Annotated in this window: 21 protein-coding genes and 2 pseudogenes; 11 read left to right on the plus strand and 12 right to left on the minus strand. The window is 69.5% G+C overall.

Annotated elements, in window-relative coordinates:
• The first annotated feature begins 9 nt into the window (after positions 1–9).
• Complete coding sequence (locus AB0M79_RS28915) at positions 10–1,062, plus strand: LLM class F420-dependent oxidoreductase (RefSeq protein WP_364219507.1); 1,053 nt, start codon at positions 10–12, stop codon at positions 1,060–1,062.
• Here the strand turns inward: AB0M79_RS28915 and AB0M79_RS28920 are convergent.
• From AB0M79_RS28920 to AB0M79_RS28930, 3 genes are read right to left on the minus strand one after another with little or no spacing between them, the layout of a single operon-like run.
• Positions 1,032–1,922 carry an alpha/beta hydrolase gene (locus tag AB0M79_RS28920; protein ID WP_364219510.1) on the minus strand — a complete coding sequence of 297 codons (891 nt, stop codon included), beginning with the start codon at positions 1,920–1,922 and terminating at the stop codon, positions 1,032–1,034. The genes AB0M79_RS28915 and AB0M79_RS28920 overlap by 31 nt on opposite strands.
• Positions 1,922–2,413, minus strand: a complete 492-nt coding sequence (locus AB0M79_RS28925; RefSeq protein ID WP_364219513.1) for a PaaI family thioesterase — start codon at positions 2,411–2,413, stop codon at positions 1,922–1,924. Before AB0M79_RS28925 ends, AB0M79_RS28920 begins: the two co-directional genes overlap by 1 nt.
• A gap of 4 nt (positions 2,414–2,417) precedes the next feature.
• A complete protein-coding gene (locus tag AB0M79_RS28930) occupies positions 2,418–3,233 on the minus strand; it encodes an enoyl-CoA hydratase-related protein (protein ID WP_364219516.1) in 816 nt (271 codons plus the stop codon).
• A gap of 341 nt (positions 3,234–3,574) precedes the next feature.
• On the opposite strand from AB0M79_RS28930, the gene AB0M79_RS28935 reads away from it, so the two are divergent.
• From AB0M79_RS28935 to AB0M79_RS28950, 4 genes and pseudogenes are all read left to right on the plus strand, one after another.
• Entirely contained in the window at positions 3,575–4,342 is a 768-nt protein-coding gene (locus AB0M79_RS28935; protein ID WP_364219519.1) for an enoyl-CoA hydratase-related protein, read from the plus strand.
• Positions 4,339–5,319, plus strand: a complete 981-nt coding sequence (locus AB0M79_RS28940) for a nitronate monooxygenase (protein ID WP_364219522.1) — start codon at positions 4,339–4,341, stop codon at positions 5,317–5,319. Before AB0M79_RS28935 ends, AB0M79_RS28940 begins: the two co-directional genes overlap by 4 nt.
• A 15-nt stretch (positions 5,320–5,334) precedes the next feature.
• On the plus strand, positions 5,335–6,648 hold the full coding sequence (locus tag AB0M79_RS28945; protein ID WP_364219525.1) for a MaoC family dehydratase N-terminal domain-containing protein: 1,314 nt from the start codon (positions 5,335–5,337) through the stop codon (positions 6,646–6,648).
• Positions 6,649–6,680: 32 nt separating this feature from the next.
• Positions 6,681–7,583 (plus strand): annotated as a pseudogene (locus AB0M79_RS28950) (aldo/keto reductase); the annotation flags it as partial.
• 55 nt (positions 7,584–7,638) lie between these two features.
• Here AB0M79_RS28950 and AB0M79_RS28955 read toward each other — a convergent pair.
• Positions 7,639–7,824, minus strand: a complete 186-nt coding sequence (locus AB0M79_RS28955; protein WP_364219528.1) for a carbohydrate-binding protein — start codon at positions 7,822–7,824, stop codon at positions 7,639–7,641.
• Here AB0M79_RS28955 and AB0M79_RS28960 point away from each other — a divergent pair.
• Entirely contained in the window at positions 7,823–8,707 is an 885-nt protein-coding gene (locus AB0M79_RS28960; RefSeq protein WP_364219531.1) for an alpha/beta hydrolase, read from the plus strand. The two genes, AB0M79_RS28955 and AB0M79_RS28960, sit on opposite strands and share 2 nt — an antisense overlap.
• A gap of 17 nt (positions 8,708–8,724) precedes the next feature.
• Here AB0M79_RS28960 and AB0M79_RS28965 read toward each other — a convergent pair whose 3' ends face one another.
• A complete protein-coding gene (locus AB0M79_RS28965) occupies positions 8,725–8,880 on the minus strand; it encodes a hypothetical protein (RefSeq protein ID WP_364219534.1) in 156 nt (51 codons plus the stop codon).
• Between the two features lie 560 nt (positions 8,881–9,440).
• On the opposite strand from AB0M79_RS28965, the gene AB0M79_RS28970 reads away from it, so the two are divergent.
• Together AB0M79_RS28970 and AB0M79_RS28975 are read left to right on the plus strand one after the other, a co-directional pair.
• Positions 9,441–10,469, plus strand: coding sequence for a hypothetical protein (locus AB0M79_RS28970; RefSeq protein WP_364219537.1), 1,029 nt, complete (start codon positions 9,441–9,443; stop codon positions 10,467–10,469).
• A 9-nt stretch (positions 10,470–10,478) separates the two neighbouring features.
• Positions 10,479–10,913, plus strand: a complete 435-nt coding sequence (locus AB0M79_RS28975) for a hypothetical protein (protein ID WP_364219540.1) — start codon at positions 10,479–10,481, stop codon at positions 10,911–10,913.
• A gap of 476 nt (positions 10,914–11,389) precedes the next feature.
• Here AB0M79_RS28975 and AB0M79_RS28980 read toward each other — a convergent pair whose 3' ends face one another.
• Positions 11,390–12,181, minus strand: coding sequence for an AAC(3) family N-acetyltransferase (locus AB0M79_RS28980; protein ID WP_364219543.1), 792 nt, complete (start codon positions 12,179–12,181; stop codon positions 11,390–11,392).
• 37 nt (positions 12,182–12,218) lie between these two features.
• Entirely contained in the window at positions 12,219–12,407 is a 189-nt protein-coding gene (locus AB0M79_RS28985) for a hypothetical protein (RefSeq protein ID WP_364219752.1), read from the minus strand.
• Positions 12,408–12,974: 567 nt separating this feature from the next.
• On the opposite strand from AB0M79_RS28985, the gene AB0M79_RS28990 reads away from it, so the two are divergent.
• Positions 12,975–13,805 (plus strand): M23 family metallopeptidase, encoded by an 831-nt coding sequence (locus tag AB0M79_RS28990; RefSeq protein WP_364219546.1) that lies wholly within the window; start codon positions 12,975–12,977, stop codon positions 13,803–13,805.
• A gap of 354 nt (positions 13,806–14,159) precedes the next feature.
• Here the strand turns inward: AB0M79_RS28990 and AB0M79_RS28995 are convergent, their stop codons facing one another.
• Positions 14,160–14,744, minus strand: coding sequence for a TetR/AcrR family transcriptional regulator (locus AB0M79_RS28995; RefSeq protein ID WP_364219549.1), 585 nt, complete (start codon positions 14,742–14,744; stop codon positions 14,160–14,162).
• A gap of 64 nt (positions 14,745–14,808) precedes the next feature.
• Between AB0M79_RS28995 and AB0M79_RS29000 the strand changes: the two genes are divergently transcribed.
• Complete coding sequence (locus tag AB0M79_RS29000; protein ID WP_364219755.1) at positions 14,809–15,750, plus strand: oxidoreductase; 942 nt, start codon at positions 14,809–14,811, stop codon at positions 15,748–15,750.
• A 51-nt stretch (positions 15,751–15,801) separates the two neighbouring features.
• Here the strand turns inward: AB0M79_RS29000 and AB0M79_RS29005 are convergent, their stop codons facing one another.
• On the minus strand, positions 15,802–16,275 hold the full coding sequence (locus AB0M79_RS29005) for a VOC family protein (RefSeq protein WP_364219552.1): 474 nt from the start codon (positions 16,273–16,275) through the stop codon (positions 15,802–15,804).
• Between the two features lie 137 nt (positions 16,276–16,412).
• Here AB0M79_RS29005 and AB0M79_RS29010 point away from each other — a divergent pair, with 137 nt between their 5' ends.
• Positions 16,413–17,447, plus strand: a complete 1,035-nt coding sequence (locus AB0M79_RS29010) for a WYL domain-containing protein (RefSeq protein WP_364219555.1) — start codon at positions 16,413–16,415, stop codon at positions 17,445–17,447.
• Between the two features lie 32 nt (positions 17,448–17,479).
• On the opposite strand, the pseudogene AB0M79_RS29015 reads toward AB0M79_RS29010, so the two are convergent.
• The 3 genes and pseudogenes from AB0M79_RS29015 to AB0M79_RS29025 form a co-directional block, all read right to left on the minus strand.
• Positions 17,480–17,605: pseudogene (locus tag AB0M79_RS29015) on the minus strand (DoxX family protein); the annotation flags it as partial.
• A gap of 7 nt (positions 17,606–17,612) precedes the next feature.
• Positions 17,613–18,332: a CHAT domain-containing protein gene (locus AB0M79_RS29020; RefSeq protein WP_364219558.1), complete on the minus strand. Its 720-nt coding sequence runs from the start codon at positions 18,330–18,332 to the stop codon at positions 17,613–17,615.
• 2,355 nt (positions 18,333–20,687) lie between these two features.
• The gene (locus tag AB0M79_RS29025) at positions 20,688–21,329 is read right to left on the minus strand and encodes a CATRA conflict system CASPASE/TPR repeat-associated protein (RefSeq protein ID WP_364219561.1); all 642 of its coding nucleotides are present in this window, start codon (positions 21,327–21,329) and stop codon (positions 20,688–20,690) included.
• Positions 21,330–21,385: the final 56 nt, after the last annotated feature.

Here is a 21,385-nt window from a genome sequence, read left to right on the forward strand (position 1 = left end):
GGATGTGCATTGAGGATCGGTATGCCGCTGTCCTACAGCGGCGGTTTCAAGGAGACCGTGGGTCGTATCCGTGAATACGAGGCGGTCGGCGTCGACGTGCTTTTCGTCCCGGAGGCGTATTCCTACGACGCGGTGAGCCTGCTGGGCTATCTGGCCGCGTCGACCGAGCGGATCACGATCGCCTCCTCGATCCTCAACGTCTACTCCCGCACGCCGGCGCTCCTCGCGATGACCGCCGCCGGACTGGACTACGTCTCCGAAGGTCGGTTCATGCTGGGAATCGGCGCGTCGGGGCCGCAGGTCGTCGAGGGATTCCACGGTGTGCCGTACCGGGCGCCACTCGGTCGCGCGCTCGAGGTCACGCAGATCTGCCGGACGCTGTGGCGCAGGGAGACGCTCGAGCACGACGGCGAGCACTTCCAGTTGCCGCTGGGCCCTGAGCGTGGCGGCTCCGGGCTCGGCAAGCCTTTGAAGATCATAAACAGGCCGGTACGCGAGCGGATCCCGATCATGCTCGGCGGGATCGGTGACCGGGCCGTGGCGATGGCGGCCGAGCACTTCGAGGCGTGGCAGCCGATGTTCTTCCTTCCCGAGGTCGCGGACCCGGTGTTCGGCCCGCACCTGCGTAAGGGCAGTGCCCGCCGGGACCCGGCCCTCGGGCCGCTCGATGTCATCGCGCAGAGCTACCTGGCGGTCGTCGAGACCGAGGAGGAGGAGAAGGCGGCGCTGCGCCAGGTCCGGGAGCACCTCGCCCTCTACATCGGTGGGATGGGAGCCAGGGGCAAGAACTTCTACACCACGCTCGTGTCGCGGTTCGGATTCGCCGACGAGGCGACACGTGTCCAGGAGCTGTACCTCGCCGGCAGACGCGAGGAGGCGATCGACGCCGTACCGGAGGCACTCGCCAGGGGGCTGTCGCTGATCGGGAACCCCGATCGGCTCGGCGAGCGGATCCATGCGTTCTCCCGGGCAGGTGTGACCACCTTGAATCTGCGTCCCGTGGCACCGGGCCACACCCGGCAGGTCCACGACTACGCGATCGTCAGGAAACTCGCCGACTGATCCTCAGCCGACCCGGCGCAGGCCGACGGCTCGTCGCCGTCGAGCAGTTCCACGAGCAGATCCGCGAGCGGGCCCGGACGATCGAGCTGCACGTGATGATGGGCGGCCGGGACGAGTCCCCACCGGACGGGGCGCCCGACCCGGCCCGCCACGTACCGGGCCGAGGCTTCGGTGACCGCGGGGCTCAGCGCACCGCCGACCAGTGCCACGGGACAGTCGATCCGCCCCAGCCACTCGTGGATCACCGCATCGGTGAACCGTTGGAACACCGCGGGATCGAACCGTACCCGCCAGCCCCGCGGAACCTGTTCGTACGAGTGACCGGCGAGATCACGGACGAGCCCGGCGGATGCGGTGCTTCCCGACGGCACGAGGCGGAACCGGCTGATCGCCGTGTCGAGATCGGCATGGATGGTCCGCTCGCGGCCGGGCCGGCCCCGGGGCCGGTGCGCGGTACCGGCCCGCGGTGGTCTGATCGCGACATCGAGCATGACGAGTTCGTTCACCAGCCCCGGGTGCAGCGCCGCGGTGGCGGCGCCGACAAGGCCACCCATGCTGTGGGCGACGAGGGTGGCCGACCCGGTACGGGAGCCGTACCGGATCACCGACGCCACCTCCGAGGCCCACGTCTCGCCGTCGTACCCCTGCGACCGGTGGCCGCTTTCGCCGAAGACGGTGGCCCGCCACCGCCCTCCGACGTGGCCGAGCATCGCGTCCCACCAGTGCCCGTGCGCACCGGCGCCGTGGATGAGGACCACGTCCGGCCCGTTGCCGGCCCCCGGCAGCACGCGTCCGCGCAGCGGGGTACCGCGATGGTCGAGGACGAACCCCGTCCCTTGCGCGCCGCTCGGCGTCGTCATCACGGGGCGGTATCGGCGTCAGGGGGCGCTGCGATCCGACGTACCTTGTGGATGGTCTCGCCGGAGGCGATCAGTCTCCCGGCCCGGGTCCGTATCTCGACCGCGGCATGCACCACGGACCGGCCGACATGGCTGGGTCTGGCGGTGATGACCAACGCGGAGCGGTGATCGGCCGACGACAGGAACCGGTAGGACGCGTGGATGTGTGGCGCGCCGGCTCCGACGGGTTGCCGGGAGTGGGCGGCGGTCGCCGTCGCGCAGTCCATCAGCGCGGAGAGGTATCCGCCGTGCAGTCGCCCGGCGGAGTTGGCGAACTCGGCGTGGGGGATCGCGTCGCCGACGACGGTGCCGTCGTCGTCGACCGATCGGAGGTGGAATCCCAGGAGTGTCTGGAACGGCTGTGTCGGGATCACCCCGTCGGCGATCGCCCGTTGGTATTCGAGGCCGGACACCACCCCGAAGGCCGGCCGGAGGGGATGTTGCTCAGGCATCGTCTCAGTTCCCCTCGAAGGACGGCGAACGGCGCTCCATGAACGCGGTGATTCCCTCTTTGAAGTCGAGCGTCCTGGTCGCGATGTCCTCGACGAGGCTCTCCACGCGCAGCGCGTCCTCCAGCGTCCCGACCGAGTTCCTGTCCAGCAGCCACTTGACGAGTCCGAGTGAGGTGGTCGCGCCGTCCGCCAGTTCGCGGACGATCGCCTCCGTGGCTGCCGTGAGCTCCTCGTCGGGAACGAGTCGACTTATCAGACCCCATTCGAACGCCTCGCCCGCGGTCACCTGTCGGCCGAGCATCAGCATCTCCCGTGCGCGGGCGATCCCGATCAGTCGCGGCAGCAGCCAGGTGCTGCCGGAGTCCGGGGTGAAGCCTCTACGGACGAAGGGAACGGAGAACAGCGCGGTGTGGCTGGCGACACAGAAGTCCCCGACCAGGGCGAGTGAGCAGCCGAGACCTGATGCGTGGCCGCGGACGGACGTCACGACCGGTACCTCGATCCGCGCGAGCGCACCGATCAGCCGGTGCGGCCCGGTGTCGATGCTCCGGTGCGTCGCGGTGGGTCTGGGCCGTTCGCCTTCGTGCCGCCGGTCCCGCTTGAGGTTCATCCCCGAGCAGAAGTGGTCTCCTTCGGCCGTGATGGCGATGACCCGGACGACATCCTCTCGTCCGAGGTCCGGCAGCAGTGCCGCGACCTCGCGGGCGCACTCCGAACTGAGTGCGTTGCGGCGCTCGGGCCGGTTGAGGGTGATTCGCAGGATCCGGCCGTCGAGCCGGATCGACATCCCGTCCAGGTGGACGTCCGCGAAGCTTGTCATTCGGCGGTTCCTCTGTCTTGGGCCGCGCCCCGGTCCTCGGCGGTCGGTCCGCGGACGGGGTCGGGTGGGGGTTTCGGTCGGCGGTGCCGTTCCCGGTCTGGCGGTCGCGACCTACGGTAGTCGACTTGCCGGTTGTATGGACCGACCAGTCTATCAGTTTGGATGATTCCGAGACCTGATCGCTGTAGTACGCGGTCGGCTCCGCCTCGACGGGTGGGGAGGGGTAGTAGAGGTGTGGCCTGCTGTAGCCGTGTGGTTGGCGTGATCGATCGCTGGGCTGTCTCGTTCGCCGCCGGAGCGCGACCCTTGATCACCAACATACCGATCGGTACACTCCATGCGTGTCTCATGACGGAGAGCTGCCAGCGGAGACGATCCGCTATGGCGTCGAGGACGAGATCGCCACGATCACCTTCAACCGCCCGGAGCGACTCAACGCGTTCGCCGACGACATGGCCTCCCGTTACCTCGGGGCGCTACGCAGGGCCGACGACGACCCCGCGGTCCGCGTCATCGTGATCACCGGCGCGGGCCGCGGCTTCTGCGCCGGTGCGGACTTCACCCGCCTCGAAACCCTCGACCTCGACGAGGTGCGACGGCGCGCCCTCGCCGAACCCCGGGACGTCGCGATGCGCGTGAACAAGCCCGTGATAGCCGCCGTCAACGGGGCGGTCGCCGGGATCGGCCTCGCCCACGCGTTGATGGCCGACGTGCGCTTCACCGTGCCGGACGCCAAGTGGACCACCGCCTTCGCGAAGATCGGCCTGGTCGCGGAACTCGGCACCGCATGGCTGCTGACCCAACTCGTCGGCACCGGCCGCGCGCTCGACCTGCTGCTCAGCGCCAGGGCCATCACCGGCACCGAGGCGTACGAGTATGGTCTGGCCCAGTTCGTCTCGGCGCCCGACTCGCTCGCCACGGACGTCCGGGCCTACGCCCGCGCACTCGCCGCCAACGACGTCCACTCCCTGGCCGAACTGCGCCGCCAGGTCCGCCTCGACGCCGGGCGATCCTTCGAACAGGCCTGGCACGACGGCTACGACCGAGTCTTCGCCGCCCTCGAACGGGGCCGTTTCCGGGACGCCAGAACGCGGGTCCGCGACGTATGAGCATTCCCGCCGAGCTGCGCCGCTCGCTCAACCTACCGGTGATCTGCGCGCCGATGTTCCTCGTCACCGGTCCCGAACTCGTCACCGCCGCCTGCCGTAACGGCTTCGTCGGTGCGCTCCCGAGACAGAACGCCCGCAGCATCGAAGAGTTCGACGCCTGGCTGGGCACCATCCGGCGGAGCCTGCGGGAACACCGCGAACGCCACCCCCAGGCGGCCATCGGCCCGATCGCGGTCAACATCTCCCGGGCGATCATGGCCGAACACCTCGACGCGCATCTCGACGTCTGCCGGCGGCACGACGTCGAACTGATCATCTCCGCGCAGGGCGACCCGACCGAGCTGACGAAAAGGGTCCACGACTGGGGTGGTCGGGTGTTCCACGACGTGACGTCACTGCGTTTCGCCGAAAAGGCGATCGCCGCCGGCGTCGACGGACTGACCTGTATCGGAGCTGGCGGCGGGGGACACTCGGGACTGGTGTCCCACCTCGCGCTCGTGCCGAAGGTACGCGCGATGTTCGACGGCACCATCGTCCTCGCCGGAGCGGTCGCCACCGGCGCGGCGATCCGCGCCGCCGAGATCCTCGGCGCCGACCTCGCCTACGTGGGCACCAGGTTCATCGCCACGCGGGAGTCGTCGGCGCCGCCGGAGTACAAGCGGATGCTCGTCGACGCCGCGGCGGCCGACCTCCTCTACACCGACGCGGTCGCCTCGGTCCCCGCGAACTGGCTCGTGCCGTCACTGCGACGCGTCGGTCTCGATACCCGGAACCTGCCGGTTCCAGCGGCCCGCGGTGACCACACCCACCTGCCTCCCGACGTACGCCCATGGCGGGACATCTGGTCGGCGGGCCAGGGCGTCGAACTCATCGACGACATCCCCTCCGTGGACGAGCTCGCCGCCCGCCTGACGAACGAATACCTCAAGGCGTGCTCGAGGCCGGCCTGGCCGGCACGACCCGACCACCCGTACTGATTGAAGGCATCGAACATGAGCGAAGAGAACCGCGGCGGAGCCGAACCGGGTCAGGCGTTCGAGGAGGCGAGCGACTTCGACATCGACGAGGCCGACATCGATCGGGACCGGGCGGCCGCCGGCGCGGTCGCCGCCGTCCGCGACCTGGCTTACCTCGGTACGGCCACACCCGAGGCGATCCGGAACTTCGCCTTCAGCTACGGCGACGACAACCCGCTCTACACCGACCCCGACCACGGTGCGGGCACCCGCTGGGGCGGGCAGGTCGCCCCCCAGATCATCGCCGCGATCCTGAACACCCCACTGCTCGGAGACCGGCTTCCGAAGGAGTTGCGCGGCGGCAGCTACCGCGGCATCCACGCCTTCGTCTCCGGCGGCACCTGGGAATGGTATCGGCCGGTGCACGCGGGGGACCGGCTCCACTCCTTCAAGGGCCTGGAATCGGTCGAGGTCAAGAAGTCGGAGTTCGCCGGCCGCAGCGTGATCCGTGTCAACCGCGAGGTCAAGTTCAACCAGCGGGGAGAAGTGGTCGGCGTATACCGGACCCTCATCATCCTCACCGGCAGGAAGAAGGCCAGGGAGGCCGGCAAGTACCGGGACGTACCGACCCCCTCGTACACGAAGCAGGACCTTGCCGAACTCGACGAGATCTACGCCGCCGAAACGGTACGTGGCGGGCAGCCCCGCTACTTCGAGGACGTGACGGTCGGCGAATCGCTCGGAACGATGGCCAAAGGCCCGCTCACCACCACCGACATGATCGTCTTTCATGCCGGCGGCTACGGCTTCGTGCCGTACGGCCTGAGGACCTCCCGCCTGAACTGGCGCAACCGCCAGCGCATTCCGGCCTTCTACGTCGACAACGAGTACGGCGTACCGGACGTCGCGCAGCGGGTGCACTGGGACTCCGCATGGGCGCAGGCGATCGGCAACCCGCGCGCCTACGACTACGGCGTACTGCGCGAGTGCTGGCTGCACCACCGGCTCACCGACTGGATGGGGGACGAGGGATTCGTGGTGCGCCAGCACGACGAGATCCGGAAGTTCAACTACCACGGAGACATCCAGTACCTCTCCGGCACGGTGACCGGCAAGCGGCGGGACAGCGGCATGAACCTCGTCGAGATCGAACTACGGGCGGTCAACCAACGCGGAGAGGAGACCGCGACAGGGGAGGCGACCGTGGCGTTGCGCAGCCGCGATCACGGCCGTTCGCTGCTTCCACAACCGCCCGCCGAGTTGCAGCAGAAGGTGTGGGAAATCATGGACCGTCATGCCGAACTCACCACCGAGGCACGGGCCGGGCAGCCCGGTTCCGCCGGCGCGTGACCGGTGCGCAGTGACGAGGAGGAGGAGGTGTGATGCGCGCGCGACGTCTGCGGACCCTTCCCGTCTCGGCCATCGGCCTCGGCTGCCTGGGCTTGTCCGAATACCATCCGGGCCGTGACACGAAGTCGACCCCGGCACTCCACCGGGCACTGGATCTGGGCATCACCCTGTTCGACACGGCTGACTCGTACGGTGACCGCGTCAACGAGCACCTGGTCGGCAGGGCGCTGGCGGGCCGACGCGATCAGGTGGTGGTGGCAACGAAGTTCGGCGTCGAACGCATCCCCTACGGCACCGGGACCCGGATCAACGGCCGTCCCGACCACGTACGGGCGGCCTGCGACGCGTCCCTGAGAAGGCTCGGCCTCGACGTCATCGATCTGTATTACCAGCACCACGTCGATCCGGACGTACCGATCGAGGAGACCTGGGGTGCGATGGCCGATCTCGTTGCCGCCGGAAAGGTACGTCACCTCGGAATGGTCGACGCCGGACCGGAGATGATCCGGCGGGCCGACGCGGTGTATCCGGTTACCGCGGTGCAGACCGAATACTCGGTCGGCACCCGGGCGCCGGAGGTGAACGGCGTTCTCGACACGTGCCGTGAACTCGGGATCGGGCTGGTCGCACGCTCGCCCCTCGGCCGTGGCCTGCTCGCCGGTGCGGGCCGCGATCTGCCTGGCCTTGCGGCGCGCGACATCCGCCGCGCCGATCCGCGGTTCGCCGTCGGTGAACTCGCCACCCATCGCACCCTCGCCGACCGGCTGGCGTCGATTGCCAAGGGGCGCGGTTGCACCGTCGCTCAACTGGCCATCGCCTGGCTACTTCACCAGGGGTTCGACATCGTCCCGATTCCCGGCACCGGCCTCCTCCACCACCTGCACGACAACGCAGAGGCGACCACGGTCTTTCTCGATGCCACCGACCTCGGCACCATCGACCACGCCGCACCCGTTACACCGGCCGGCCAACGCCAGGACGCCTCGCTACTCAGCACAAGATCGTTAGCATCGGCGACGGGCCCGGCCACCTGGTTGTGGTCGGACCCGTGTTTCCGGGATTCGATTCGGTCTGCAGACGCTGCCAGAGGGCCGGTACGTTCGGCGGTTCCCAGCCGACGAGGGCGGTGTGCCCCTGCAGGCAGCGGTAGCTGACTCCTTTGTAGCGTGGGGCCATGAGTTCCGAGAACGAGGCAAGCCTGACGGTGCCCGATGGCCGAGTTGTCGAGTATCTCGATGGGGGCGATCCGTCGGGGCTTCCAGTCTTCTTTCAGCCGGGAAGCCCGAATACGCGGACCATCGGGAAATTGTGGCATCCGGCAGCGGTGGCGGCCGGTGTCAGACTCATCAGTGTGAGTCGGCCAGGCTACGGCGGATCGACTGCGATCGTTGGTAGGCCAACCCTGTCGGCAGTGGGTCGCGACATTGTGGCCCTGGCTACCTTGCTCGGGCTTGACCAGTACGCCGTGGTCGGTTCGTCGGGAGGTGGGCCTTTCGCTGTGGCAGCTGCGGCTGCCGATCCCCAGCGGGTGCGGGCCCTCGGTGTAGTCGCTGGGAGTGGACCGTGGCGGGAGCTTGCCGATCCGTCGGCGGAGCCAGAGGAACGGGCGTGCCTGGCACGTCTGGACGAAGGCGACCTGGCTGGTGCTCGTGCCGGCATGCGCGACCTTGTCGAGAACGTCTGGCAGGCGGGTTTGCGCGAACTCGACGGTGATGCCCGCCTGGATACGTGGCTCGGCGACGATCCGCTGGCCGGCGACGGAACCTACCGGGCGATCATGGCCGACGCCATGCGCGAGGTGCTGGAAGGCACCGAAGGCGCGGTGTTCGATGGGCTCGCCCTCGGCGGCGGCTGGGACGTCGACCTGCACGCCATTCAAGCCCCGACCTTGCTCTGGTACGGAGATGCGGACGACGTCTGCCCGGTGGTGTACGGACGTTGGTATGCCGAACGGATCGCCAACGCCGAACTCGTCGTCATCCCGGACGAGGGCCACCTGGCGGTGGGCGATTCGCACCGGCCCGAGGTGTTGACGGCCCTGCTTAGGGCATGGCAATAACTGCGGGAACCGGGTGATCAATTCACGGTTGTCCGGCCGCGGCGTATCGGCCGCAACCGCCAACACTGCTGGACCTCGGCAAGTGGTTCGGGGAGCACGAGGTCGAGTTCACCGTGATCGAGCAGGGCGTCGGGCACCTCGACCAACTCGCCTTCCAGAGCCTGAACATCCACCCGGCCTGATGGTCAAGGCTGGGGATGCCTGCGCATCCACAATTGTCACAACATCCATCCAGTAGCGATCCAGTAACTGAGGGTTGACTGATTGAAACGGGTCATTGACTATGGCAGCTGTGGTTTCGTAGCCGGTGGCGGACGTGCTGAGTGGGAAACTGTTGACGTCGTTCGCTCGCATGTCGGATCCGGCGCTTGCAATGCGATGATCTCCGAAGGGAGTTCTGGCTGTAGGTCAACCAGCCGCGCAAAGTCGCCGCCGTCCTTGCCGCTGTCTCCGCGGTGTCGGTCTCCGCCCTCGCTACTCCAGAGGTCGGAGCGGCCGTCATGCCGTCGACAACCGTCTGCCTCGTAAACAGAGATCCCTCTCTTCTGGGATGACTTGTTCCAACCTGGCTGATCGAGGACGTCGTGAGCTTCGACAGGGCGTGGGTGTGACGCGTGGATTTCGAAAGCAATCGGGGACGGTTGCTCGACAATGAGGAGTTAGCCGCATGGTCGTGTCTGGTAGAACCCGTTTTGCCCGGGGCGCTCGGCGCCTGGGTGTCATCGCGCTGGCCGTGGCCGTCGCACCCGTCCTGTCCTCCGCGGGTCCGGCCTGGGCGGACACCAAGCCGACCCGGGTCGCAGGCTCCGATCTGGGCACCAGCAGCTCGCTGGCACCGGTGCAGTTGCCGGGTGACAAAGCCCCCCGCACCTACTCGCCTGCGCAGCTGCAGACGTTCGAGCGTACCGGCGGTGACCCCGCGGTGCTGGCATATTGGACACCGGAGCGGATGAAGGCGGCCAAGCCGCTGGACGCGCCCGGAGACGCCGTGTGGGTCGAGAACACCGCACGGGCTGTTGCCAGCAAGGCGCCGACGGTCGCGACCAAGCCGGTGGCCGCCACGATCGCGACGAGGGAGATAGATGCCCCACCGCCGGTGACGAACTTTTCGATCACCAACGGCAAGCTGTTCATCGGCGGCTACGAGAGCGGCTCATGGTGCTCGGCGTCGGCGATCAACACACCGTCCAAGCGGGTGCTGATCACCGCTGGCCACTGTGTCCACAGCGGACAGGGCGGCACCTGGCTGAGTAATCTGGTCTTCGTGCCGCGGTACAACGCCTTCAACGCCGACCGCGACCCGGTGGGCCGGTTCCAGGCGTACCAGTTGCGGACGTTCAACGAATGGATGAACAACAGCAACCTCAACCGGGACGTCGGCTGGGTTACCACGTTCTCCGGTGGTGACTGGGGCACGACGGTCGTCGACACCGTCGGCGGGCACGGTCTGGCCTACAACGGCGGCACCGAGTTCGATGTGTCGGTCTTCGGATACCCGAGCAATCACGACGGCGGGAACAGGATGTGGGCCTGCTGGGGTGTCGCCACCGACAACAGCATCTGGGACGACCGTTCGAAGATCACTTGCAACTTCGGCGGCGGCTCCTCGGGTGGTCCGTGGATCTGGAACTACAACAATGCCAACGGGCTCGGCTTGGTCCGTTCCGTGATGTCAACCGTCGATGGCGGCGGGGTCAACCGGGGGCCGTACTTCGACACGGCGGTTCTCGACGGCACGAACGCCGCCAACGGTGACTGGTAATCTGAGCCGATGCTGACGCGACGATCGCCTCGACTGGCAGCCCTGCTGCTGGTCGGGGCGGTGATCGCACTGAGCGCCTGCGGCTCGGCGGCCGAGCCCGGCACCGATGACGACACCACCGCCACCCAGGCGCCGAACGCTTCATCGAGCCCTGGGGCGTTGCCGGTCCGGAACGACCTGGTCGACCCACGGGTCGTTCCCTGGCGCACCTGGCGAGCCGTCGACGACCGGACGCTTGAGGTTACCGTGACCGCCGGACCCACCGACTGCTACGGCGCCGAGCCGGAGGTGGCGGAGAGCGAGGCGGCGGTGCGCGTCCGGGTCCGGGTGGGCCTGCTGCCACATGCGGCCGAAAAGGAGTGCGCGGCGATCGCCCTGGAGTCCGTTGTCCTGGTACAACTGGCCGCCCCGCTGGGAACCCGCAAGGTCGAGCACCTGACCTGACACCCGGTCTCATTCCCACGGGAGTGCCGTTCGTCGGAAACGACACGCGACGTTGTGCGGCTGGCCGCCTGGGCGCGCCCGGGAAGGTGGTCGAGGTTGTCGGCGTGCGGCGGCTGGCCGGCGCCTAGCGTCGGGGTAGGCGCGTCTGAACGGCTGCCGGCGGTTCTCCTGACGCAGCCGCGCCCGGTTGCGAACGCGTGTGCGGCGGCGGCGGAGCGCCCGACGTACCGAGCATGCGAGGTTCGGCCGGTGCCGCTGGAGTGTCCACCAGCCCCGGCCGATCCGTACTCGCCAACCGATGCTTGGCCCACGCACACTCTCACCCGCGTAGAGCCACAGGTAACCGGCAGTACCTCTGGCGATGAGGTCCTGGTGGCGTCACGATCCCAGTCAGCAACCCCGAACGGTGTGAAGGACTCGGTGGAGGGCCGCCACGGTGCCCTCGGGCGCGGCGGGATGGGCCCGGTCAGCGGCGTTCAGTGGGTTCGGCGTGCGCTGAACCACGGCGCGGCGAAGTCGACAAGGGCGCGAATCGGCAGGAGTTGGGCAGGTGCGTCACCGACGTGGCCGGTGCGGCGGAGTCCACCGCCGCCGGCGAACGCCTCGACGACATCGACGAAGTCGTCGTCTTCGACCCACAGTTCTTCCCAGCTCACCCAGGTTCGGCGGCCGTCTCTGATCAGGGCGGCACCGTTGCCGACGAGGCGCTTGCCCGGCCATTGCGCGCGATCCTCCGCCAGGTGTAGCGCGGTGATCTTCGCTGCTGTCGTGCCGAGAAGCAGCACGGACGCGTCCAGGTCGTACAGGGCCCTGAGCGGCGAGCGTTCCCCGGCAGGGCTGTCGAGATCATGCGTGGCCGTGATGGCGGCCGCCTGTGGTCCGTTGGCGGATATCGAGCGATGCGGGTGCCCGGATCTCCGTGTGCCCGGCACGGTCCGGAACAGTTCGGCGACTGCACCCATGGTCCGGGTGGGTGTGACCTGCGGCGCGTACACGGGCATGTTGTCACGGATGGTCGGCCACCACGAGGCGGGCTCCAGATTGAGGTAGGCGGGGTCGCACAGCTGCCATGACTGCGTGGGCATCACCAGCGTTCCGGTCGGCCCGACGGCGTCTCGAAGGGCATCGAGTACCGTCTGCTCGCCGCCGATGACCCAGCCGAGGGACTTCAGCGACGTGTGCACCATCACGGCCATTCCCGCGCCCAGGCCGAGTTCTTGGAGGTCGGCAGCAAGCTGCGTGCGGGTTACAGGGCGCCGTGACTGCATCGGCGTCCCTCCTTCACGATCGCGTGTCGGACGTGCATCAAGGCCGGTAACCCGTCTTGTCGGTGTCGGTGATCTCGCACAGCACCCGGGCCGGCGATCCGACGGCGACGACGTTCGCCGGGATGGGGCGGGTGACCACGCTGCCCGAGCCGATGATCATGTTCGCGCCGATGGCCACACCGTGGATGATCGTAACGCCGTCGCCGATCCAGACGTGATCGCCGATAGTGACCGGCTTGGCGTAAACAGGGCCCGGACGACGTCTGCCCGACGTCGTCTACCACGCCCCACGAGCACTCCCTCCGGGAAGGGCTCGTGCAGCATTATGGCTCTCTCGCCGGCGACGGCGTTGCCTGACGGCCGGTCACCGGCATCAACGATGATGACGACCGTGCTGTCTGCGCCCTTCGCCAACGTCACCGCATCGCCTCGGACGACCGTACGCGCCGTGCCCAGCCGGGCCAGAGCCTCATCTTCCGAGACGATCGTCCACTCGCCACCCACGTCCCGCCCCCTTGACCGGGCAGGATCTCACGACGAGTCCATGAGTCCGACGGAGCCGAGCGCCGCGACGCGACATCCGGATCTGCCGCGATTGCGCGGCGCGGAGAGCGGCCACTGGCGAGCCGATGGGCGTCCGGATGCGTCCTGGGAGTGGTCGATCCAAGCGCAACCCGACCTACGACGACGCATGCCCTGGCCTGGCTACTTCACGGAGAGGACTCGCGTAACCTCCCAAAGCGATCGTAGGGAAACCCTTGCCCTTGCGTGGAAGTGGCCTTAAATTGCATCGATGATCCTCAGCGAGGAGCCTCGCCCTGACCCACCTCACAATGTCAGCCACGGCGACCTGCGGCCCGAGGATCTCGGTGGCATCGCCTATCTGCGGGGACTTTCGAGACGGGGGCTCATCACAAGTGCCGCGTTGGCGGCATCCGGGGTGTCGGCCGCCTTTGTTCTGCTGCCCGGCTCCGCTCAGGCTGCTGGCAGCTATCAGAGGCCGTGCGGAAACGTCCGGATCTCGAGTTCTTGGCAAGACCACCGGAACCGGACGCCGCCCTCGGGGGAGCCGGGCACTGACTATGCGGTCGGAACCGGTACTCCCGTCAAGGCCGCGGCGAACGGCACGATCCGTTTCGTGAAGACCGACACCTCCACCGCGACCGGGCGCGTCGTGGGGATGGCCCATGATGATGGCAATTACACCCGGCACCTGCACTTGTCCAGGATCACCGTCTCAACCGGCCAACGTGTGTCGCGAGGCCAGACGATCGCGTACTCCGGCGCCTCGGCGAACGGCAGTGACTACGGTGTCGGACCGCATGTGCACACAAGTCTCTGGCTGAACACCGGCAGTCCGACGAACTTCCGCGCGACGGTCGATTTCGAGAACCACGTCGGAGACGTCGCCCACCCGAACCCGCCCGACCAGGAGGTAGATGAAGTGTTCATCGCGAATGTGAAGGGCAACTGGTACCTCATAGTCCCCCAGGGCACCGGTAAGCCGCGGGCAGTGGTCCTTGGTGGCGACAGCAATGCCGCCGCTTCCGGCATCCCCGTCCTGAACTTCAGCTGGGATCTGTCGATCAATGCACTCAGGGCCGCGGTCGACGGCATCGGGTGAGTGGCCTGACGCGTCACGGCGGCCCGGGATCCACGCGGTGCAGGGAAGTGGCAGCGTTGTAGTGCGTCGCCACCCAGGTCCGTTCGCGTCGGCGATATCGTCGTCGACGCGAACGGGGTGAGAAGTTCCTGTCCGCCACCAGGGAACCGCCCGATGACGCCGACCTGGACGCCAGCCTGGTTCGCGACGACGGACGACGCACGTGGGACTTCGACGATCTCGAAACCCTGACCACGGCCGACGACGCCGATCCGACCTGGCTCCGCCTGCGGGCCGCGGTCAACGCATTCCGCCAGACAGGGGAGTAGCCGCTCGAGTCGGTCGTCCTTCAGTCGTCGCGGTCCGGTCGTACCTTCAGGGCCGCCGCGATCCCCGCATGAACTGGTCGACCGCGGTTTCCACGATCCCGTCGAGCAGTTCTGGTGCCACCAGGCTGCCGTTGATGAGCGTGGCGATGCCCTGCAGCGTCGCGAAGAGCACGATTCCCACGTGTTGCGGGTCGCCGGGCTGGAGGGCGCCCTCTTTCTGTCCTTGGGCGATCAGGTCGTGCAGCAGCCCGAACGGTGCGGCGGCGGCCGCGACGATCCGGTCGGCTTCCTTGCGGTGCTTGCGGGTGAACATCAGTTCCAGCAGTGCGGCGTCCTCGGTGGCGAACCGCAGGTAGGCCGCCGCTGCGGCGTGCAGGCGCGAGCCGAACTCGGGCCCGGTGGCGGTGAGTGCCGCGCGCAGCTCCTGGTCCAACCGGGCGAATCCGGCCTCGGCGAGTGCGTCCAGCAGCGACTGACGGTCCGGGAAGTGCCGGCGTGGCGCGGCGTGGCTGACGCCGGCCTCGCGGGCCAGTTCGCGCAGCGAGAGTTGGTCCGCGCCGTGCTGGCGCAGGCTGCGCTCGGCGGCGGCGAGCAACGTCGTACGGAGGTTTCCGTGGTGGTACGGGGACACGACCCCACCCTAACCGAAGGTGTTGCCGTTGACGACATTGTTGTCACCGCATACATTGTTTGCCATGACAACATTCACGAAGGCGCATATCCCCGCCCTGACCGGCCGCACCATCGTCGTCACCGGCGCGAACAGCGGCATCGGCCGCGCCGCCGCCGGCATGCTCGCCGCGAAGGGGGCTCACGTCGTACTCGCCGTCCGCGACCTCGCCAAGGGCCGCGCCGCCGCCGCGACGATGACCGGCGACGTCGACGTGCGGCGGCTCGACCTCGCCGACCTCGCCTCGGTCCGCGAGTTCGCCGAGAGGTCCGCCGAGCCGATCGACGTGCTCATCAACAACGCGGGTTTGATGATCCCGCCACTGGGCCGTACCATCGATGGTTTCGAACTTCAGTTCGGCACCAACCACCTCGGGCACTTCGCGCTCACGAATCTCCTCCTGCCGAGGATCCGGGATCGGGTGGTCACCATCTCCTCCACCGGGCACCGGACGGGCGCTATCGACTTCGACGACCTCAACTGGAAGCGCAGGGCCTACCGGGCGTTTCCGGCGTACGCGCAGTCGAAGCTGGCGAACCTGCTGTTCACCCTGGAACTGCAGCACCGCCTGACCGAGGCGGGGTCACCGGTGATCGCGACCGCCGCCCATCCCGGCTTGGCGGCCACGAACCTCCTCGGGCACCTCGATCGCGAGCAGTCCCCGCTGCGCAGGCTCCGCACGACTCTCATCGGTCTCCTGGCGCAGAGCGAGGAGGCCGGCGCGCTGCCTGTCGTCTACGCGGCGGTGGCAGACGTCCCGGCCGGCAGCTACGCCGGCCCCGGCGGCTTCCTTCAAGGTCGTGGTGCACCGAAGCTCGTCGGCCGGTCCAGAGCCGCCCGCGACAACGCGGTCGCCCATCGACTGTGGACGGTGTCCGAGGAGCTGACCGGCGTCACCTTCCCGCTCACCACCGCGTCCGGTGAGCGTACGAGCAGTCCTCCCGGCCACGGTCGACAGATCCCGTGAAGGACCCCGAAGGCAGACCGGGCGGAAGGACCGACCCGTACGTCCTCGCTGTCAGGCGGCGGTGTGCTGGGTGGCGACGTCGAGGATCCAGGTGATCCCGAAGCGGTCGGTCAGCATTCCGAACGCCGGGGCCCACTGCGACGTGGCGTAGGCCTCGACCACGGTGGCTCCGTCGACGAGCTTCTCCCAGAGGGCGCCGACCTCTTCGACGGATTCGCCGCGGATGGAGATGAAGAACGGCTGCCCGGTCAGCGTCATGCCGTTCTCCCGCCACGTGGTGGAAGCCGCCGCGCCGCCCGGCGAGGCTTCAGGCCGGCTCGGGACGTCGTAGGCCATGATGCGGAAGCCGTTGTCGGCTTCCACCTGGCCCCAGACGACCTTGTCGGCGTCGGGCAGTCCATTCGGCATGCCGAAGTCGCCGTACGTGATGACCGTCAGCCGGCCGCCGAAGACGGACTGGTAGAACTCCAGCGCCTGTCGGGCGTTGCCGCGGAAGTTGAGGTGTGCGGTAGTGCTGATGCCCATGATGAATCCTGCCGGGGTGTGTCGCGAATGAGGAAGCGGCCGTGGCGGCCTCGCCGGACTGCTTTGCCCGCCGGCCCGACCTAGATTTGCAGCAGTAGGTGCCAGGTTGTGTCACCAATGACCGGCAGACTCGTCTCATGCAGAAGACTTCTGCGCGGCTGCTGGCTCTGCTGTCGCTGCTGCAAACCCGCAGAGACTGGCCCGGCACGGCACTCGCCGACCGCCTGGACGTCAGCCTGCGCACCGTACGCCGCGACGTCGACCGGCTCCGCGAACTCGGCTATCCCATCGCCGCCGTCAAGGGGCCCGACGGCGGCTACCGGCTCGGCGCCGGCACCGAACTACCGCCCTTGCTGTTCGACGACGAACAGGCCGTCGCCCTCACCATCGCCCTGCAGATCGCCGCCACCACCGCCGGTAGCGGCCTCGCCGAACCCAGCGCCCGCGCCCTGAACACCATCCGCCAGGTCATGCCCAGCCGGCTACGCCACCGGATCGACGCCCTCCAGGTCACCGCCGTCGAACGGCCCGCGACCCAGCCGGCCCCGCCCGTCAACGGCGACGTACTGCTCGCGATCAGCGCCGCCGTCCACGCCCACGAGATCCTGCGCTTCGACTACGGCACCGACACCACGGACAAGCCCCCGCGTCGGGTCGAGCCGCACCACGTCATCTTCCGGGACACGCGGTGGTACCTCGTCGCCTGGGACCTCGACCGCCGGGACTGGCGGACCTACCGCGCCGACCGGATACGTTTGCGCACCCCCAACGGACCTCGCTTCAGCCCGCGCGAACTGCCCGGGGGAGACGTGGTCACCTACGTCACGAGCACCTTCCGAGGCTCCATCGACGCCTCCGGCAACTGGCCCTGCCAAGGCACCGTCATCCTCGACCTGCCCGCAGCAACGGTCGCCCTCCACACACGCGACGGCGTCGTCGAGGAAATCAGCCCAGACCGCTGCAAACTCACCCTCGGCTCCTGGTCCTGGCCCAGCCTTGCCGCCGCCGTCGCGCGCTACGACGCCGACTTCGAAGTCGCCGGCCCCGCCGAACTCACGCAGGCCTTCACGCAACTGGCCGACCGGTTCACCAGAAGCACAGCCGAACCCACCCCGTCGGCGGTGTCGATGTCCGCAGATTCTCGCCGTCCGCGGTCAGATCGGCGGAGATAGAGGACGACCACCGCGATCGAGGCCAACCCGAAGACAGTCGTCGGTAACACTCCGTACGCGGAGCCGCCGGCGCGGAGGTGAGTGACGACCGCTCCGGCCATCATGACCGAGAAACCGATGGCCGCGGCTATCCCGGTGGCGGGGCCGCCACCCGTCACCGATCCGTCAACGCCCGAGGTGGATGTAGGCGGTCCACGCCGTCGGGGCGTCCGGGTAGCGCGCCCGGGTCGCCAGCGTGGCCCGGTGCAGGGCGTCGGCCGCCGCGACCGGGGAAGCGTGGCCGCGCTGGTCGATCAACGCCGCGTAGACCTCGTCGGTCGTACGGCGGGCCACCGGGTCCTTGACCGCCCACAGGGTGGCGATGACCTGGCCGAATCCGGCGGTGAGAAAGCCTGCCGCCAGGTGCACCGCCTCGTCGGCCAGGTGCGGTCCGGACATCGCCGTCTCGCAGGCCGACAGGAAGGCGAGTTCGCCGCCGTCTGCCCGTAGACGCACCAGCCGTTCGACGGTGAGGGCGCCGTCGGTGGCCGACGAGAGCAGCAGTCGGCTGTTGGACGGGTCGGCCAGGTCGCTGCGGGCGTGGCAGGCGAAGTGGGCCCAGGCGTGACCGGGCAGGGCCGCCGCCACCGTCGCCGCGCCCGCCTCGGCTGCGATGAGGTCGGTGTGGTCGGCGCCGAACCGTTCCCGCAGGCGTTGTGCCTCACGGCGCGCCGCGGGCAGCCCGGAGCGGTCGTCAGGGGCCGGCAGCACCAGGCACAGCCGGCGCGGCAGGCCGGTCGTCCGGGTCCGCCGGCTGTGGCCGAGGGACCGGATGGTCGGCGCGAACGAGGAGACGACCAGGTCGAGTGCGCAGTGGTTGTCGTCGGTGGCGGCGTGCAGCGGCATGGCGGCGAGCATGCCGGTGGGAACCCCACCACACCCGGGGCAGCCGGTCGCCGACGGCCGCCGCGGTCAGGCCGAGCCGGGCGAGCACCGGCCCGACGGTGGTCGCCCACAGCCATCGCAGGATCGCCCGTACCATCTCCTCCTCGTCGCCGTCGGTGGTCGCGGTGAGCAGCTGCCGGGCGCGGGCGGTCACGTCGGCGTGTCGCAGGTCCGGCAGGGGTACGTGGGTGACGCCGTCGGCGCCGACCAGCAGGGCGTCGCACCGGTGCCGGCTGACGTTGACGATGACGACCGGGCCTTCGGCCGTCTCGGCCCGTAGATCTGCCGGCCGGGGTGGCAGGGCGAACCGGGCCAGGCCCGGCAGTGCCCGGATGTCGTCCAGGATCTGCGTGAGGCGGTCGATCAGGTGACGCCGGTCGGTGAGAGCCGTCATCAGATCCGTCTGCGGATCAGCGGGTTCGGCCGCTTCCCGGGCGTCCGGGACGGGGTCCGGTACGGGTGGGGCCACCCCGTCCTCGTTCAGCGCCGACAGCGTCGCCCGTAGCCGCTCGGCGAGCGTCGGGGCGGTGCGGGCCAGCTCGTCGAATTCGGTGTGGTACGAGGTGACGTGGTTGAGCATGACGCCGCGCCCCAGTTCGGCGAGGACGACCGCGTCGTCGGGATCGCCGGCGTACAGCGCCGCCGCCGTCGCGTCCCGGGCCAGCTCCGACACCATTCCGAGCACGAACTCGTGGTCCCGACGGTCTGCCCGCCAGGTGGCGAACATCGGCAGCAGCGTGACGGCGCGCCGGTACGCCTGGTGGGCCGTCGGCCATGCGCCGGTGCCGGCCGCCAGGTCACCCCACTCCTGGCCGGCGACGATCCTGCGCAGCGGAGCCTCGGAGTCCAGGTCGACGAGCCGGCGGTAGTTGTCGGTCGCCTGCTCCAGATCGGCGGGGCGGCCGTCGCGGCGCCACCTGGCGACGTGGGCCCGGGCCAGGTTTAGCAGGACGGTGCCGTACCCGTCCCAGCCGGTCGGAAGTTCGGCGGCGGCCTGGGTGGCGTATCCGATCGCGTGGTCGATGTCGCCGACCGCGCTCAGCCGCGACAGGATCGTGCGGTAGAGCCTGCTGGCGCGGCGGGCGACCCGACCGGCGACGCCGGATCCGGCGGGTGCCGTACGTGCCTGTTCCGCCTGTTCGGCCGTGTGCTCGGCCCGGGCGAGGTGCAACGCGGCCAGGTTCATCGCCGCGTGTCCGCGCAGCGCCGGTGCGGGAACGGTGCCCGCCACCCGGGTCAGGATCCTTCTGGCCCGCACCAGGTCGTGGGGGTCGTCGGTCAGCCGCCAGCGGTTCTCCAGGCAGATCGCGTGGTTGAGGGCGACCGTGGCGGCCACCTGGGGCGAGTCGGCCGTTTCTTGGGCGGCCCGTTCGCACAGGGCGACCGCCCGCGTCGCGTCGGCCCGCGACGCCGACCGCCGGGAGCGCAGGTCCAGTGCCAGCGCCATGTTGACGAGCAGCATCGGTCGCAGCCCCGCCGGCAGGCGGTCGGTCAGCGCGTCACCGAGTGCGACGGCCCGGTCCAGTTCGGACAGCCGGCCGGTCCGGTGGTAGTGGCGCAGGGCGAGGGTGACCAGGTGGCTGGCGGTGATCGCGCTGTCGGCCCGGGCCGGCGTCATGGCCCGCACCGCCCGGGCGGCGAGGTCGAGTGCCCCGGCGATCGCGGTTTCGCGCTCAGCGGGGTCGGCCGACTGCAGCCGGGCCAGGCCGACGTTGGCGAGCACGGCCGCCACCTGGTCGGGATCGGCGTCGTCGGCAAGCGTGTCCGACATCGTGTACGGGTCGGGGACCTCGCCGGCCGGGTGCGCGGGCTCACCGGTCAGTTCGGCGCGGACCCGCAGACCCATCGCGTACGCCGACGCGGCGACGGCCCGGACCGGGTCGTCGGGGTCGCCGACGCGCAGCGCCTCCTCGATCAGCGTGAGTCCTTCGGTCAGGGTGGTCGGGTCGCCGTTCAGGGACGCCTGGACGGCCAGGGCCTGGCCGAGGTTGGCGGATCGGGCGGCGCGGTCGTGGGCCGTTTCGGCGGCGCACGCCACGGCGCGGCGCAGGTGGACGACGCCCTCCTCGAGCAGGTTCTGCCGGCCGGTGCGGTATGCCTTGGTGGCCAGCATGGAACCGAGGTTGGACAGCACCGTGCCGTGGGCGGTCCCGCCGCTGCCGCCGGCGTCGACCAGCGCCTCGGCCCGGCGTACGGTCTCGATCGCGGCGTCGAGGTCGGCGTCGGACCCGGTCGCCTGAAACCGTTCGCGCAGGTCCATGCCCTCGTCGTTGAGGGCGAGGCCGTGCGTGAACGGGTCGGTGGAGTCCGGCGGGTTCATGCCGCCCCCCGACGCCTCCTGCGCCGCGGCAGGGGCTTCTCCCACACCCGGAATCCGCTGCGGGTCACCGCGGCCCGCGGTGTCGGCGGCCATTCTCCGGTGGCCAGGAACAGGCGGGCCTCGCCGATCGTCGGGGCGGCGACGGGAGCGCCGTCGACGAGGCGTTCCCAGAGCCGCTCCGACGCCTCCCATCCGGTGGGTGGGTCCGGGGCGAGGACGACCGACAGGCAGAGCAGGTCGTGTTCCCGGTAGAGCAGGGCCTGGCGCACTCCGGGGCCCGGGCCGGCGCACGCGGCGGCGGGTCGGCTGCCGGCCGGCAGGTCCTCGAGGGCGGCCGGGGGCGCGGCGGGCAGGGCAGCCAGTGCCTGGTCCATGCCCGCCACCTCGGCGCAGCGCCGCCAGACGTGGTGCACCCACGGCAGTGCCGTGTGCCGGTCAGGACCGGTCACGGGCAGAAAGCCCTGCACGACCAGCTCCACATCGGTCGGGGTGCCGTCCGGGTCGGTGGACCAGCGGTGCCGCCGCGGCGCGGCACCGAAGCGGTGCGGGAACTCGAGGATCCGGTCACGGACGCCCTCCGGCGGTGGCGTGAGCAGGCCGTCCAGTTCCGTACGGTCCGGCAGCCCCTGGTCAGTCACGGCACCAACCGGCCGCCACGGCGGGGTCGGGTTCCGGACTGTCCACGGGGGAGTGT

The organism is Polymorphospora sp. NPDC051019 (assembly GCF_040683055.1).
In the GTDB taxonomy this organism is placed as follows: Bacteria; Actinomycetota; Actinomycetes; order Mycobacteriales; family Micromonosporaceae; genus Polymorphospora; species Polymorphospora lycopeni.

Bases quoted from the DNA above. Each gene is read 5' to 3' on its own strand.
- AB0M79_RS28920 (WP_364219510.1), bottom strand. From the start codon at position 1,922: ATGACGACGCCGAGCGGCGCGCAAGGGACGGGGTTCGTCCTCGACCAT.
- AB0M79_RS28925 (WP_364219513.1), bottom strand. From the start codon at position 2,413: ATGCCTGAGCAACATCCCCTCCGGCCGGCCTTCGGGGTGGTGTCCGGC.
- AB0M79_RS28930 (WP_364219516.1), bottom strand. From the start codon at position 3,233: ATGACAAGCTTCGCGGACGTCCACCTGGACGGGATGTCGATCCGGCTC.
- AB0M79_RS28940 (WP_364219522.1), top strand. From the start codon at position 4,339: ATGAGCATTCCCGCCGAGCTGCGCCGCTCGCTCAACCTACCGGTGATC.
- AB0M79_RS28945 (WP_364219525.1), top strand. From the start codon at position 5,335: ATGAGCGAAGAGAACCGCGGCGGAGCCGAACCGGGTCAGGCGTTCGAG.
- AB0M79_RS28960 (WP_364219531.1), top strand. From the start codon at position 7,823: ATGAGTTCCGAGAACGAGGCAAGCCTGACGGTGCCCGATGGCCGAGTT.
- AB0M79_RS28955 (WP_364219528.1), bottom strand. From the start codon at position 7,824: ATGGCCCCACGCTACAAAGGAGTCAGCTACCGCTGCCTGCAGGGGCAC.
- AB0M79_RS28975 (WP_364219540.1), top strand. From the start codon at position 10,479: ATGCTGACGCGACGATCGCCTCGACTGGCAGCCCTGCTGCTGGTCGGG.
- AB0M79_RS28980 (WP_364219543.1), bottom strand. From the start codon at position 12,181: ATGCAGTCACGGCGCCCTGTAACCCGCACGCAGCTTGCTGCCGACCTC.
- AB0M79_RS28990 (WP_364219546.1), top strand. From the start codon at position 12,975: ATGATCCTCAGCGAGGAGCCTCGCCCTGACCCACCTCACAATGTCAGC.
- AB0M79_RS29000 (WP_364219755.1), top strand. From the start codon at position 14,809: ATGACAACATTCACGAAGGCGCATATCCCCGCCCTGACCGGCCGCACC.
- AB0M79_RS29005 (WP_364219552.1), bottom strand. From the start codon at position 16,275: ATGGGCATCAGCACTACCGCACACCTCAACTTCCGCGGCAACGCCCGA.
- AB0M79_RS29010 (WP_364219555.1), top strand. From the start codon at position 16,413: ATGCAGAAGACTTCTGCGCGGCTGCTGGCTCTGCTGTCGCTGCTGCAA.
- AB0M79_RS29020 (WP_364219558.1), bottom strand. From the start codon at position 18,332: ATGCCGCTGCACGCCGCCACCGACGACAACCACTGCGCACTCGACCTG.